Here is a 15,742-nt window from a genome sequence, read left to right on the forward strand (position 1 = left end):
TTAGTTTATATTATCTAAATCTTGTGAGCTTAAGTTATCGTATCTATTTTGTATTTCAGCACGTAATACATCGATATCTATTTCCCAACTGTCTTTTAAGTAGCTTTTTACTATTATCATTTTGCTGTTAATAATTCCAGCTCCTGTTGTACCAGCAGTAGTAAGGGTAGTGGCCCAGTCAGCTTCTTTAGCAAGAATGTAATGAGAAATTAACTCAACGAAATCTTCACTTTCTGACTTACTAGCATACCTTGTAATGAATCCAGCTTGTAGTGCTGCTAGATCAGATGGGTATCCATCAGCCGTACTCCAACTACCTCCTACGTACTCCTCACCAGCACTTAATGTTAATTGTTCGAAATCAGTAGAGAAAGCTATGTTTTGATGTAAGACATGTGCAAATTCGTGGTGTATTGTGTTAAAGAACAATTCATTTAATTGATCAACATTGTTAACATCTAATGAATTTATGTTGTAAAGAGAAACTTTAAGCCCCCCTTCAGCAGTTCCTAAAAGAATTGTACCATTTGAGTTGTATCCAGGTGAGCCGACAAATACTAATTGTTTTGGAAAAGTTTTCTTTAGAAAACTTGTAGGGGCAATAGCGTTATAAGCATCTAAACATAAATACTTAATAAGGTTTGCTAGCTTTACTGATTTCGCATATTCAGCAGGCACCAATTTATAAGCGTAGTCAGTTTCAACATCAGGTAATTTATATAATACTTCGATGTTATAAGGAGCTACAAATTCTCTTTTTAAGAATTTATCAAATTGGTTCTGATGTCCAAAATCAGTACTAATAGCACTTTTATCAGGATTAGGTATATCAGTCTCTTCACAATTACTAAGAGTAATGGTAAGAGCTAGTAATAAATATTTTATATTTTTCATAATTATGATATTTTTAAATTATCTTGGGTTAGGGGCTAAGCCAGCAGAAATAACATCTTGAGGTAATTGTACTGCTTTACGGGGGTCATTAGCCGTTAATACATCTGCTACAATTGTTGATGTATAACCATTACTTCCTTTATATCTAGGTATTACCATACCGTAACGTTTATTGTCAAACCATCTTAATCCTTCATGTATTGTAACTATTCTTCTTAATTGAAGTGTATAGTGTAACATGTTTTCTTGTGTACCCGATTCTATTGTAAACTTAGGTGTTAAAGTTTTCTTTTGAGTTGGAGAAGCTTCTGTAGAGTAGTTAACAGCATCGTAAAATGTATTTACCTCTACCAAATTTGTTTCTGGAAGAGCTGATGCAGGTTGTTGATTATAATTCATTGTAAAAGCATTTAAATCTGCTAATGCTGCATCGTATTGCTTTAACATAATATTCGCTTCTGCTCTAACTAGTAATGTTTCGTCAGTAGTGAACGGGTTTCTAACAGCTTTTCTAAATCCAATAAGGGCAACTGGATCAGTGTATTCAAATAAATCTGGTATTTTTAAAGATAAAGACTTCTGAAAATTAGCAACTGCTGCTGTCCATGGCCTAAAATAAGGATATAAACGAGCGTTAGAAGCCCATGGTAAGGCAACATTTAATGATTCTCTATTAGCAATAGTATTGGTGTGGTTAAAACGAGCACCTGTATAATAACGACCAAAAATATATCCTGCGTTAGAGCTAGTTGCTTGCGTAAGTAAACTTGCATTACCTACTGTATAAGCAAGTGACTTATCTGCAGTTGGAAGTTGACCTAAAGCTTCCCAGTCTCTTAATACACTAGATGGGTTTGATGTTACTACAATTGAAGCGTATTCTTTTGCTTTTTCCCAATTCTCATAGTATAAATTAAATCTTGCAGCGAAGGCATAAGCAGCTTTTACATTAAAGTGATATTTTGGAACATCATAAATGTCATCACGAATAAGAGGTAAAGCTTCTTCAATATCTTTATTTATTTTTTCATATACATCCTTAACATTACCTCTTTTATACTTTGGGTCTAGAGTTGTTTCAGGAGTTTCTAAGTATGGAACACCTAAATCAGTATCACTAGTTTGAGTATTATAATGCATACTAAACATGTTAATCAATACAAAATGGCTATAAGCTCTAGCTATTAGAGCTTCTCCTCTTTCAGCAGATAGTGATTCTGGGTTGCCTTGCTCATTAATACCAGCTAAAGCTTGGTTTGCGTTTGCAATAGCACTATAGCAACCACTCCAAAGAGAAGCAGGCCCGTCATTTGCAGTTTCGGTAATGTCTTCCCAATATGCATTCTGTTCATAAAATCTATCAAACCAAGGATTATCTTCTCCATAATCATCAGTATTATCTGAAGATATTTCAGCAATTATACCAAAACTTGTTGTTGGGTATGCAGAAACTAGTATTTTTCTAATTTTTGTATTGTTGTCTATTTCTGTTCTGTTATCAGGTAATTCATCTAAAAATTCATCACAAGAAATAACAATAAAAGACACAAGAAATAGTACAAATAATTTGTTTATATTATTTTTCATTTTATTATTTTTTTATAAATTATAATCCTAATTTTAAAGTTAAAGTTAATTGCTTAGCTAAAGGACTTGCAACCCCACCAGAGTTAAAAAATTCAGGATCTTGACCATTTAACTTTTTATCAGAATACAATAAAAATAAATTTGTAGCTTGTAATTTCATTGAGAAACTATTAAGACTTAATTTACTTACTAATTCAGTTGGAAGTTTATATGTTAAAGAAACTTCTTTAAGACGTATGAAGTCTCCTCTAGCAACTCTAACATCAGAATAATTATAAGCATTATACGCAGTACGTAAATCAAATCGTCCAATTCTATCTTCTTGTCTTGTTGTAGCAATTACGGGTACGTTAGTGTGATTCTCATCACCTGGTAAAACCCATCTGTTTTCAAATTCCCTTGGATGTGCAACTAGATCTGAGTAAGAAGAGTTAAATACTGGGTTTAATCTTACAACATTACCAAATGAATAGGTTGTGAATATATTTAAACGTAAGTTTTTATATATGAAAATATTACCAAAACTACCTACATCTGTTGGTTCAGTAGTACCAGAATACTTTAAGAAATCTAACTTATCTCTTTCTTGAAAATATACATCTCCAATAGATCTATTACCATCTTGATCGAAGAAAGTAGGTAGTCCTTCTTCGTTTAAGCCAGCAAAAGGAATTGAGAAAATAGCACCTTTAGCATAACCTTCTCTTGCGAAACCATAGCCAGTTACTAAATCGATAACTCTTTCATTAGATTCTAGTTTTGTAACTTTATTTCTTGTTTTAGAGTATACAAAGCTTGATTGCCAAGAAAAGTTTTCTGTTTTTATAGGTGTTCCTGAAATTGAAAGTTCTAAACCACTTGATTCCATTTCTGCAACATTACCAAATTTTCTAATTTCACCACCAATACCTTGAGTATTTATTGGGCCAATAAGGTCAAAGTTTTGTCTTTGATACCAATCAGCACCAATACTTAAACGACTATTTAACAGACTTGTATCAAAACCAATATTTAATTCATGTTTCTTTTCATAAGTTAATTCGCTGTTTTCTAAAGAGCTTACAAATAAAGCACTTTCTTTTACTCCTGAAGACGGTCTCCATGGGTTAAAACTTCTAATGTCAACTAATGAGTTTGTTACGAAGTCAGGACCTCTATCAGCAGTTAAACTATAAGACCCCCTAAATGTAAGGGTTTCTAGTGGGCCTAAGCTATCGAAGAAATCTTCTTCATGTACATTCCAGCTACCAGATATATTCCATGTAGGTAACCATCTTGAACTTCTAGATTTACCTAGTTTGTTAGATCCTTCATAACGGTAAGTACCATTAAGGGTGTAACGCCTTTTCCAAGAATATGTAGCATTTCCAAAGAAAGCTAAGTTTCTATATTTCGTATTGTTTAAACCATAGTAAAGGTTATTCTCCTCAACTCCTTTCTTAAATAACTCATATCCATAAAAAGGAACTTCTCCTAGTGAGTATTGTAGTCCCCATCCTGTAAAGTTAGTTCTACTTCTATCAGCAGCATTAAGTTCAGCACCTGCAGTAAAATTTACAGTATGATCGTCTTTAATAACATCTTTATATGTGAAAATTCCTCTTGCATCATACCCTAACATTGTATAATCAGTTTTTCTATAAATTCCACCTTCAGGTAAAACGCTAACTGGTACTGCTAAAGGATTGTCTGGGTCCGTATATAAACGTGGATTAGCATTTCTAATTATTTCATTATCAGCTGCTCGGAAAGCGTTGGCTTGGTTTGAAAATTCGGTAGTATTATGCTCTAAAGAAGAAGTTTGGTATTTTAAAGCACCTAAGAAGCTTACATTTATTTTAGAATTTACTTTGTATTGTAATTCTCCTTGAAATTTTAAGTCTGCTACGTTAATATTTATATAGTTTTCTTGTAGTTCCTTAGAAATGTTAAAATCTGTATAATTTCTAGTGTAGTATTTGTCTGGGTCTAAACCTCTAGAGGAGTTTAATGCAAATGAATATGGGTTAATGTCAAAATCTCTTTTTACTTTACCAGTAACAACATCAACATCTTGGGATAATGTTCCAGGGGCTTTTTGTTTTCTAAAAGAACCAGTACTTATTGTATTTAAAGTTAATTTATCCGAAACTTTAAATATTGATTTAAAATTAGCAGTATAGCGACTAACTCCACTTGATTTAGTCCATCCTGGATCTGATAAAGCACTTAAAGAAGCGTAGTAAGTAGCTCTATCTGTACCTGAAGACATGTTTACTGCATGACTTTGCATTGCGTTAACGTTAAATAATTCGTTAAACCAGTTGGTGTTTCTAAGTTCTGCTTTTTTTAAAAAAGCAGCTTTAGCTTGGGGAGTATTTTCTAAAAGAAAATTTCCGTTCGTATCTAATTGATTAAAGGACTTGTACATCTCCCCATATACACCGCTTTCACTTGCATTAGCAACGTCACTGTAATTTAACCATCCTCCTGCTCGCATTTCTTCATAGACAGACATTTGTTCTTGAGAATTCATAATGTTAAAATCATTGTATGAAGGTCTCATTCTAAAAGTAGTTTCTGAAGTATAGTTTATACTACTAATTCCTGCTTTACCCTTTTTAGTTGTAATAACAATAACCCCTGCCATTGCTCTTGCACCATAGATTGAGGTTGCAGAACCATCTTTTAAAACATCAAAGCTTTCTATATCATCAGCATTTAAACCAGCAATAGAAGAACTGATTAAAGTAGTAGCATCACCTGAAGCTAAATCTCCTGCTGAAAGATCAATAGCATCTTCTAAAATAATACCATCAACTACCCATAAAGGTTTTGAATTACCATAAATTGAAGTAGCACCACGTACTCTAATTCTTGGTGCGGCTCCGAATGTACCAGATACATTTTGTACTGTAACTCCAGCAGCACGACCTTCAAGTGCTCTACTTATTTCAGGAATACCGTCTAGTTTTACTTCAGCTGCTTTTATAGAAGTAGAAGCACCTGTAAATAATCTTTTGTCAGTAACTGTTATACCTGTAATAACAACTTCTTCTAAGACGTTACGATCTTCAGTCATTTTAATATTAATCGGTGTAGCTGAGTTAACTGTTTTTTCAGTAGTTACCATTCCTACAAAACTAAAAGATAGTACGTCTTTTAGTTTTACAGAGATAGAATAATTTCCGTCAAAGTCTGTTTCAGTACCTTTAGTAGTACCCTTTACTAAAACGGTAACACCAGGCAATGGGCCTGATTGGTCAGAAACTGTACCTGTAATAATTGTGTTTTCCTGCCCATGTATGAGTTGGAAAGCTAAAATAAAAAACAGTATCAGTGTTTTTGTAATTTTGTGCATAAAATTAAATATTTGAATTAGTATTTGTAAATTCCCACTTTTTTTATTGAACAGCAATAGGGGGGTTTTACTGATATTCTTGCTGATGATGATATCTTATTAACATTTTTAAGCTTGTTTACCCTACTTTAAATCTTAATATTTTATTAAAATTTTTTTTATTTGTTAATGAAACATTAAGGTTGATGAATAATTAATGATAAAAAGTATAGAAAAATAAAATTTCCACAATGTTTATGAATGAGTATCTTTTAACATGGTATTTTAATAATAAAAGGGATTTGCCTTGGCGTAAAACTAAGGATCCATACTTTGTTTGGTTGAGTGAAATTATGCTTCAGCAAACGAGAGTGGCACAAGGTTTACCTTATTTTTTAACGTTTACCACAGTATTTGAAACTGTATTTGATTTGGCAAAGGCTGATGAAAGTAAAGTGCTTAAATTATGGCAAGGGTTAGGGTATTATTCAAGGGCTAGAAACTTGCATTTTACAGCAAAGCATATTGCAAATGAATTTAATGGCGTTTTTCCGAAGAGTTATAAAGAATTATTGAAGTTAAAAGGAGTGGGGGATTATACAGCTTCTGCGATAGCATCAATTTGTTATGATGAGCCAGTTGCTGTTGTTGATGGTAATGTATATAGAGTCTTGTCTCGTTATTTTGGAATTAGCACGCCAATTAATTCAATAAAAGGAATAAAAGAATTTAAAGAGTTGGCACAAACATTAATTGATGAATCTCAACCAGGTATCTATAATCAGGCTATTATGGATTTTGGTGCATTACAATGTAAGCCTCAAAATCCGTTATGCGATTGTTGCCCGTTATCTAATGGTTGTGTTGCTTTAGAAAAAAAACAAGTAAAAGAACTTCCTGTAAAAGAGAAAAAAGTTAAAATTAAAAAAAGATATTTTAATTTTTTAGTTACGGTTACAGCTAATAATAAAACAATTATTGAAGAAAGAGAGGGGAAAGGTATTTGGCAAGGTTTATATCAATTTCCGCTTATAGAAACTCAAGAGTCAATTTCTGAAATGGATTTGGTTTCTAAAGAGCAATTTTCTTTACTTTTTCCTGAAGATACATTGGTGTCGCTATTTAATACAAAAGAGATAGTTCATAAACTTTCACATCAACATTTGTTTACAAAATTTTGGGTTGTGAAAATTAAAAATGTTCAACGGAAAACTGTTTATTGGGATGTTATTAAGGAATTTCCAGTGCCAGTATTAATTGATAATTTTTTAAACAATTTTTTAAATAAGAGATAGTAAAATTTGTATATTTGATTTTACACAAATATGTAAGCTATGGCGGGAACAATAAATAAAGTTATTTTAATAGGTCATTTAGGTGATGAATTAAAAATGCATTATTTTGAAGGAGGTAACTCAGTTGGGCGTTTTCCTTTAGCTACTAACGAAACATATACTAATCGTCAAACAGGAGAAAAAATAACGAATGTAGAGTGGCATAATATTGTGGTGCGTAATAAATTAGCTGAGATTTGTGAGAAATATTTGACAAAAGGAGATAAAGTTTATTGTGAAGGTCGGATAAAAACACGTCAATATGAGGTAGATGGGCAAAAACGATATGCAACAGAAATTCAGGTGCAAGAAATGACTTTTTTATCAACAAAAAAAGATCCTAATAATACACCATCCAATATTAATCCTATTGAAAAGAATGCCGAAACACCTAATGTTATTCCTCAGAAAGAAGATGATTTACCATTTTAGTTTATTTAAAATTTAACAATTGGATACAGACCCCAACTCCTTGTTTTTAGCATTACCAAACATTGATTTATTGACTATGATCAACAGCTTGGTATTACTTTTTTTATTAGTTTTATCTGCTTTAGTTTCTGGAGCTGAAGTAGCTTTTTTTTCCATTTCAAAAACCCAGTTAGATGCGCTTTCATCTTCATCAAAAGAAGAAAATACAGTTGTAAAACTCCTTGATAATCCTAAAAAATTATTAGGCACAATTTTAATAACAAATAACTTTATTAATATTCTTATTGTATTGCTTTTTTCTAGCATTGGTAAAGTGTTGTTTTCTAGCTTAGATTACCAATTAGATTTATACCTGTTTAAAGTACCTGTACTTTTTTTAATTGAAATTGTATTAATTACTTTTTTAATTTTATTATTCGGAGAAGTGTTACCAAAAGTATATGCAACAAGAAAATCGATGCAATTTGCTAGCTTTATGGCAAAGCCTATAAAAGCGTTAAATTTTTTTTTAACCCCCTTAAGTACACCGCTTATAAAGTTAACAAGTGTTGTTGAAAATAAGCTAGGGAATAAAAATAATAATCTTTCAGTAGAGCGTTTATCACAAGCATTAGAATTAACTTCTAGTGGAGCAACAACAAAAGAAGAACAGAAAATTTTAGAGGGAATTGTAAGTTTTGGAAATACTGAAACTGTACAGATTATGAAGCCAAGAACAGATGTTTGTGCTATTTCAGACGATACGTCATATAATGAGGTTTTAAAAATAATCTTAAAAAACGGATATTCAAGAATTCCTGTGTATCACGAAAATGTAGATAATATTAGAGGTGTTTTATATGCAAAAGATTTGTTAGCTTATTTAAGTGAGAAGAATTTTCAATGGCAAAAATTATTACGAGAAGCCTTTTTTGTGCCTGAAAACAAAAAATTAGACGATTTGTTAAGTGAATTTCAAGAGATGAAAAAGCACTTGGCAATTGTTGTTGATGAATATGGTGGAACTAGTGGGATTGTGACCTTAGAAGATGTTATTGAGGAGATTGTGGGGGATATAAATGATGAGTTTGATGATGATGATTTAACATATTCTAAGATTGATGGGAATAATTATATTTTTGAAGGAAAAATTACTATTAGAGATTTTTGCCGTGTGTTAGAAGATAATGACGAGGAAAAGTTCGAAGAGACAAAAGGGGAAAGTGAAACTTTGGCGGGTTTTATTTTAGAAGTGTTTGGTAAGTTTCCAAAAAAGGGAGATAAAATAAACTTTAGTATTTATACGTTCACTATTGAAGCGTTAGATAAAAAACGTATAAAACAAATAAAAGCAACAAGGAATGCGTAAATTTTTATTACTGATATCAGTAGTGTTATTAGTAGGTTGTGGTGAAGATGTTTTACCAAAACCTAAGGGTTATTTAAGTTTAGAATATCCTGAGTTAGGTTATAATAAATTAAATAAAAGTAGACCTTATCGTTTTGATGTGTCAAAAAACACTACAATTAAAAGTTTACCTAAAAATTGGTTGAAAATTCAATATCCAAAATTAAAAGCTTCTGTTCATATTACCTACCGACCTGTAACTAATAATTTAAGAGAATTGTTAATTGAGGCTGAAAAACTGGTGTTAGAACATACAGTGAAAGCAGATAATATTTCCTGGAGAGATTATGCTGATACTGATAAAAAGGTATATGGTAAAATGTGTGAAATTTCTGGTAATGCAGCATCTCAAATACAGTTTCATGTTACTGATAGTACAAAGCACTTTTTAAAAGGATCATTGTTCTTTTATACCAAACCTAATTACGATTCTATTTTACCAGCAGTTGAATATATTAAGAAAGATATGATTCAAATGCTAGAAACCTTGGAGTGGGAGAAATAATTTAATACAGTATTATTACAAAGATAAAAATCAAAACAAAGTAGAAAAAAACGCCTAAAACTCTAGCTAGGTAAGATTGTTTTAGTTTTTTATCGAAATTAAATTTTCTAAATCTATTTTCTTCAGTGGTGTTAAAATCATTTGTAGGAAAAACATCGATTATTCCTTTTGATATGTTAAGAGGTACAAAGAAAAAGCCTAACCATTCTTCAGTAGTTAAAGAAGTTGCTCTTCGTTTGTTTCTATTTATTTCTTTTTCTGTCATAAATTATAACCTTCTACTCTGTAGCCATAAATAAAACTGTAGCCCAAATAAGATAGCTCCAGAAAGTAAGTGTATTGCTTGTGTTCCTAAAGGGAATTCAGCATAATACATTAAAATACCGGTAATGGTTTCTAGTGAAATTAAGAGAGCAATCCAATTTACTAACTTGTAGCCTAAGTTTTTTATTTGATTTAAATAAAAGATCGCTAGGTTTATCAATACAATTGCAATGGTAAATGAACGATGAAAGTAAAATTTAAAGTTAGGATTCATTAAACTATAGTGTTTATTATCGAAACCAAATAGCTTTACTTGCTCATCTATAAATTGACGAACTTGAGTTCCTAGGGCAATTTGAATCAATGAAAAAACAGCAGAAATAATTATTAATTTACTAAATAGAGAATTGTGTTTATAGGTTGTTTTCTTACGGTTAGAGACAATAAATAGAAGCCATAATAATAAGGCAACAATAACCAAGCCTGCAACCATGTGAATGGTTATAATTGTTGGTTTTAAATTCGTGTCAACAACAGTTTTCCCTAACCAAGCTTCAAAAAGCATTAAAAAGAAAGCGCCGAATGATAATAGTGTAATTAGCTTTTTCTCTCTCCAAAATTTAGTAGAAACAAAAATTAGAAACAAAAAAGGAATTCCTGCTAAGGCAGATGATAACCTGTTGATATATTCCGTCCAAGTATGCAATTTATTAAACTTAGCATAACTGTGTTTTTTGTATGTTGTCCAATTACTACTATTAAACTCATTTTCGGTTTTTAGATCATTTTCCGCAACAAATAATTTTTTGTTTTTAACGATAATCATTCCTTCCTCATAGTCAGTATTGGCTTGCCAAGTAATTTGTTCTTCAGAGGTTGGCGGAATATAATACCCAAAACACTTTGGCCAATCAGGACACCCCATTCCAGAGCCTGTCATACGAACTACTGAACCTGCTAAAAAAATAAGGTACACAGAAATTAAGCTGATTTTTACTATGAGCGGAAAGTGTTTTTTCATTAGAAGAAAAGTTTTTACAAAGATAAGATAAACGCATAAAAAAAGCCCCTCATTTGAGGAGCTTGATTTTTATTTTAAAAGTAAATTATGCTTTAGTTGTTTCAGCACAACACTCCATTTTGCAATTACTTGCACAAGCTTTTTCGTCAGTTTTTCCTTTTTTACATGTTGCTTTCTTTTTACATGCTTCTTTTTCAGCATCAGTTTTTGCCGTACACTCTTTTTTACTTGTTTCAGAAGCTTTATACATGTCACCACTACCAATTCCTTCAACAAAAGCAATTAAATCAGCTTTATTAGTAATATTACTATCGTATTTTACGGTAGCAACGCTATCGTTAAATATAACTTTAGCATCTAAAACTCCTTCTTTTTTTGATAAATCAGAAGCTATCTTTTTAGCACAACCTATTTCGCAAGTCATTCCTGAAATGTTTAAAGAAAGTTCTTTTGTGTTAGCAGCAACTTCGGTTTTTTGCTCTTTATTAATATCTTCTTTTTTTGCTTCGTTTTTACAACTAATAGCTAAAAAACTAACAAATGCTAAGGCTAATACTATTTTTTGAATTTTCATCATTTTGGGTTATTGGGTTATCAAGCAAATTTATTAATAAAATTGAGTTTATATATAAAAATAAACGAATTTTGTACTTAATTCAATTGAAAATGAGTAATCAACAGCGAAAATGGTTGTATTTAATAATACTTTCACTAGTTTGGGGAAGTTCTTTTATTTTAATAAAAAAAGCATTAGTTGGGTTAACACCTATTCAGTTAGGTGCTTTAAGAATATTAATTACAGCAGTGTTTTTATTATTAATAGGTTTTAAGAGTCTCAAAAAAATTCAAAAAAAACATTGGCTTTATATTTTATATACTGCTTTGTTAGGAACTTTTTTTCCTGCCTTTATGTTTGCTTTCGCAATTAACGGAATAGATAGTTCTATTTCAGCTATTTTAAGTTCATTAACTCCCTTTAATACTTTTATTTTAGGAGCTTTAATTTTTGGTTTTACTTTTAAAAAGAAGCAATTTTTAGGGATTTTAGTAGGGTTAGTTGGTACGCTTATTTTAATTTTAAAAGGAGCGGAATTAAACCCTAATCAAAATTATTGGTATGCTCTTTTAGTTGTTTTTTCATCAGTAGGTTATGCTTTTAATGTAAATATTATTAAAAAGTATTTATATGATTTAGACGCGTTAGCGATAACAACTGGTAACTTTTTATTATTAATTGTTCCAGCCTCATTAGTTTTGTTGTTTTCAGGTTTCTTCTCAACGTTTGAAATAAATGATCAAACCACTACTGCTTTGGGGTATATTACTGTTTTATCGGTTGTTGGTACTGGAATAGCAAAAGTATTGTTTAATAAAATGGTACATCTATCATCTCCTATTTTTGCATCGTCAGTAACTTATTTGATTCCAATTGTTGCAGTCATGTGGGGGCTGATTGATGGAGAACGATTAAGTGTTATTCAACTGTTTGCTGGTGGTATTATTTTATTTGGAGTTTGGTTAGTAAATAAAGCAAAATAAAAAAGAGTCAAAACTTTCATTTTGACTCTTCAATATAGTTTAGGTGAAAAATTATCTACTGAAAATCAGCATCACTAACACCTTCGTTAATTTTTATTTCTTTTACCTCAAAATTCAATTTCATTGGTCCCATAGATCTAACCATTAAATAAGGAAATTTAACTCCGTTTACTTCTTTATAATTAGAGAATTCTACAGGGTCTTTAACTTCTCCTTGTGGTCCTTTTACTGTTGAAACTTCTTTAAGTTTTAAGCCAGATTCCATGTCATAAAAAATCTCTTTTTTATCAAGCTTAATTACATATGTTTTTTTGCCGTTAATTGGCTCTATTCTATCTAAAGTTCCTTTACGATATGCTTCATCAGAAAAAAGAGAAATGTTCTTCTTTGCAGCTTCTAATTCTTTTCCTGCCAATTCTTTCTTTTGTCCACGAGCTTCTTGATAGCCTTTTGTTCCATCAAAAATAATTTTTTGCATAACATTACCTGCCATAGAAATAACTATTGAAGATTTATTAGGAGCAGCACTTTTTTGAACTAAGTTTAGTTGCATTCCTTGAACTTTCGCTTCAGAACTAATCTTTACAGATTTTACAGCTGCAACCTTATTTTTGCCTCCAATTGCATCAAAATATTTGTCAACTACAGAAGATGCAGTAATCCCTGCAGGAATAGGTAATGTCATTGCGGGTTTAGAAGTCGCATTTCCTTCCTTATCAAAATACTTAATTACATAGTCAGAATTTTTTTCTAAATTTTTTAATACATCAATTCCTTTACCAGTAATTATAATACGAGCTTTATCAGCTTTAAAATATTTAATTGCTGCGTTTTGAACGTCATCTAAAGTTACAGAATTAATATTTTTTAAATAGTTTTCATAAAAGTTTGAAGGCAAATTATAACGAGCAATATTTAAAGCGTAACGTGCAGCTGTTGCAGGTTTTTGAACTTCCATTACAAAGTTTCCAACATATTTTGCTTTTGCATTTTTTAATTCTTCAGCTGTTGCTTTTTTGTAGCGGATTTTATTGATTTCTTTTTGTATTTCTACAACAGAACTATCAGTAACTATATTACGAACACTAGCAGTTGCTCTAAAGGTTGCCGCGTGCTTGTTTTGTCTAACGCTAGAGTATGAACCATAGGTATATCCTTTATCTTCACGTAAATTCATGAATAAACGAGCAGTACCACCGCCTCCTAAAATGCTGTTTGCTAATATAGCAGCATAATAATCTTTATCACCTAATTTTAGATCGATGTTATTTGCAACTACAATTTCTGATTGAACTGCATTTGACATGTTGATAAAGTTTATTTCTGTAGTACTTACGTTTTCTGGTTTTCCAAAAGTAACTGAAGGAACATTTCCTTTTTTCCAGTCACCAAATAATTTAGTCACCATTTTTTTAGTTGCTGACGGATTAATATCTCCAACAATTACTAAATAAGCATTATTTGGTTTGTAGTAAGTATTAAAGTTATTTTGTACATCTGTTAATGTAATGTTACTAACAGTAGCTTTGGTTGTAAATTCTCCATAAGGATGATTTTTACCATAAATTAAAGCACTTTCTACTCTTCTTGCGATAGCAGTTACACTTTTTTCGTTAGATTTTAATCCATCTAATGTAACTTTTACTTCTTTATCGAATTCTTCTTGAGTGAATTGAGAATTTTTAACTCCATCAGCCATTAAACCTAATACTTCTGGAAAGTATTTTTTTAATGATCTTGCAGATGCTCCAGAACTATAGAAATTAACATTTGCTCCAAGATAATCTACTTTTTCGTTAAACTCATCTTTTGTGATATTGGCAGTTCCTCTTCCTAGCAAACTTCCCATCATGTTAGAAAGACCTGTTTTTTTACCTTCAATAACTGGCATGTTTTCAATTGATAAACTTGCTGAAGCTCTAGGAAGCTTATGGTTTTCTACCATAATTACTTGTAAACCATTTGGTAAAGTAAATTTATCTACTTTTCCTAACTGTACTTTTGGCGCAGGTCCTGGTTTGGGCTGTACGCTTCTATCTATTTGTGCAGTTGTAGCAAAAGACATTGCTAAAATTGCGATAAGTGATACTATTTTTGTTTTCATAATATATTATATGTCTTTTTAACTTATTTCTTTTTTGGTAAATATTCTAAAACTAATCGTTGATTAGGGTTTAAGAATTTTTTTGCAGCAGCTTTAATTTCCTCACGAGTAATAGAGCGGTAAATATTAATTTCAGTATTTACTAAATTAGTATCTCCATATAATACATTGTAACGAGCTAATGAGTTTGCAATTCCTTCTACACTCGAATTAGAATTAACAAAGTTGTTTTCGAATTTATTTTGTAGTTTCTGATATGCTTTTTCTGAAATTAAATTAGTTTGAAGTTTTACTATTTCTTCATCAATTTCTTTTGTTAAGTCAGCTAAAGATGTTTTTCCTAAAGGAAGACCATAAACAATATATGTTCCATAATCTTCTTGACTTAAGTTAATAGCACCAGCTTGTAAAGCCATTTTCTTTTGATCTACTAATTTTTTGTATAAAACAGAACTTTTACCATCACTTAAGTAAGTTGAAATCATATCTAAAACTCTTGCTTCTCTTGTTTTCATAGAAGGAGTTCTGTATGCGTTAATTACTGCAGGTATTTGAATGTTAGCATCATATGCTTTTGCATTTATTTGCTTAGTAATTGGATCTTCTTTTATAATTGTTCTTTTAATATAAGCACCTCTAGGAATTGCTCCAAAATAATCTTGTACCATTTTTTTAGTGGTAGGTATATCAATATCTCCAGCAACAACTAAGGTTGCGTTATTTGGAACGTAGAATTTTTTATTAAAAGCTAAAAACTCCGCTAAGGTAGCATCATCTAAATGTTTCATTTTTCCGATAGTAGTTCCTTTATAAGGGTGTTTCTTAAAAATGTTCTTTTTAACATTTTCTAGAAAACTTCCATAAGGTTGGTTATCTACACGCAATCTTTTTTCTTCTTTAACAACTTCATTTTGCGTATCAACACCTCCTTGGTTAATTACGGGGTGTAGTAAACGTTCAGATTCCATCCATAAACCTAACTCTAAGTTGTTAGAAGGAAATACTTCGTAGTAATATGTTCTGTCATCAGTAGTATTAGCATTGTTCTTTCCTCCGTTTGAAGAAACAATTTTAAACCACTCTCCTTTTTTAATATTTTTTGTTCCTTCAAACAATAAATGTTCAAAAAAGTGAGCCATACCTGTTCTGTTTGGTTGCTCATCTTTTGCACCAACATGGTACATTACTGCTGTTGTTACTACAGGTGCAGATTTGTCTTGATGTAAAATTACATGCATTCCGTTGTTTAAATCGTACTCTTCAAACTCAACCTTTTGTGCATTCGCTGAAAAGCCAATAAACAAAGCAGCAGCAAGAGTTGTAATACTTTTTTTCATTGATAAATTTTTAGTTTTA

General features: G+C 31.0%; 13 protein-coding genes. 5 read left to right on the forward strand and 8 right to left on the reverse strand.

What is annotated here, in order from left to right:
• Genes H518_RS0115005 through H518_RS0115015 form a run of 3 tightly spaced genes read right to left on the reverse strand, consistent with a single transcriptional unit; the run spans nt 1 to nt 5,821 of the window.
• Entirely contained in the window at nt 1–894 is an 894-nt protein-coding gene (locus tag H518_RS0115005) for a zinc-binding metallopeptidase (protein WP_043707101.1), read from the reverse strand.
• An 18-nt stretch (nt 895–912) separates the two neighbouring features.
• A complete protein-coding gene (locus H518_RS0115010; protein ID WP_028889826.1) occupies nt 913–2,481 on the reverse strand; it encodes a RagB/SusD family nutrient uptake outer membrane protein in 1,569 nt (522 codons plus the stop codon).
• Nucleotides 2,482–2,500: 19 nt separating this feature from the next.
• Nucleotides 2,501–5,821, reverse strand: coding sequence for a SusC/RagA family TonB-linked outer membrane protein (locus H518_RS0115015; RefSeq protein ID WP_028889827.1), 3,321 nt, complete (start codon nt 5,819–5,821; stop codon nt 2,501–2,503).
• Nucleotides 5,822–6,051: 230 nt separating this feature from the next.
• Between H518_RS0115015 and mutY the strand changes: the two genes are divergently transcribed.
• The 4 genes from mutY to gldD are packed head-to-tail and all read left to right on the forward strand — an operon-like array spanning nt 6,052 to nt 9,458.
• Nucleotides 6,052–7,095 (forward strand): A/G-specific adenine glycosylase, encoded by a 1,044-nt coding sequence (gene mutY, locus H518_RS0115020; protein WP_028889828.1) that lies wholly within the window; start codon nt 6,052–6,054, stop codon nt 7,093–7,095.
• A gap of 39 nt (nt 7,096–7,134) precedes the next feature.
• Nucleotides 7,135–7,566, forward strand: coding sequence for a single-stranded DNA-binding protein (locus tag H518_RS0115025; protein ID WP_028889829.1), 432 nt, complete (start codon nt 7,135–7,137; stop codon nt 7,564–7,566).
• 19 nt (nt 7,567–7,585) lie between these two features.
• Nucleotides 7,586–8,914, forward strand: a complete 1,329-nt coding sequence (gene gldE / locus H518_RS0115030; RefSeq protein WP_028889830.1) for a gliding motility-associated protein GldE — start codon at nt 7,586–7,588, stop codon at nt 8,912–8,914.
• Nucleotides 8,907–9,458, forward strand: coding sequence for a gliding motility lipoprotein GldD (gldD, locus tag H518_RS0115035; RefSeq protein WP_028889831.1), 552 nt, complete (start codon nt 8,907–8,909; stop codon nt 9,456–9,458). The genes gldE and gldD overlap by 8 nt, the downstream gene beginning before the upstream one ends.
• 1 nt (nt 9,459) lies before the next feature.
• Here gldD and H518_RS20000 read toward each other — a convergent pair whose 3' ends face one another.
• From H518_RS20000 to H518_RS0115050, 3 genes are all read right to left on the reverse strand, one after another.
• Nucleotides 9,460–9,723, reverse strand: a complete 264-nt coding sequence (locus H518_RS20000) for a hypothetical protein (protein WP_043707104.1) — start codon at nt 9,721–9,723, stop codon at nt 9,460–9,462.
• A 3-nt stretch (nt 9,724–9,726) separates the two neighbouring features.
• Nucleotides 9,727–10,743, reverse strand: coding sequence for a COX15/CtaA family protein (locus tag H518_RS0115045; protein WP_028889832.1), 1,017 nt, complete (start codon nt 10,741–10,743; stop codon nt 9,727–9,729).
• A gap of 85 nt (nt 10,744–10,828) precedes the next feature.
• Nucleotides 10,829–11,320, reverse strand: a complete 492-nt coding sequence (locus H518_RS0115050) for a cation transporter (protein WP_240472527.1) — start codon at nt 11,318–11,320, stop codon at nt 10,829–10,831.
• A gap of 89 nt (nt 11,321–11,409) precedes the next feature.
• On the opposite strand from H518_RS0115050, the gene H518_RS0115055 reads away from it, so the two are divergent.
• On the forward strand, nt 11,410–12,282 hold the full coding sequence (locus H518_RS0115055; protein ID WP_028889834.1) for a DMT family transporter: 873 nt from the start codon (nt 11,410–11,412) through the stop codon (nt 12,280–12,282).
• A gap of 55 nt (nt 12,283–12,337) precedes the next feature.
• On the opposite strand, the gene H518_RS0115060 is transcribed toward H518_RS0115055, so the two are convergent.
• Together H518_RS0115060 and H518_RS0115065 are read right to left on the reverse strand one after the other, a co-directional pair.
• Nucleotides 12,338–14,386: a M16 family metallopeptidase gene (locus H518_RS0115060; protein ID WP_028889835.1), complete on the reverse strand. Its 2,049-nt coding sequence runs from the start codon at nt 14,384–14,386 to the stop codon at nt 12,338–12,340.
• A 23-nt stretch (nt 14,387–14,409) separates the two neighbouring features.
• Nucleotides 14,410–15,723, reverse strand: a complete 1,314-nt coding sequence (locus tag H518_RS0115065) for a M16 family metallopeptidase (protein ID WP_028889836.1) — start codon at nt 15,721–15,723, stop codon at nt 14,410–14,412.
• Nucleotides 15,724–15,742 lie beyond the last annotated feature (19 nt).

The sequence above is a fragment of the Tenacibaculum ovolyticum DSM 18103 genome (assembly GCF_000430545.1).
Classification (GTDB): domain Bacteria; phylum Bacteroidota; class Bacteroidia; order Flavobacteriales; family Flavobacteriaceae; genus Polaribacter; species Polaribacter ovolyticus.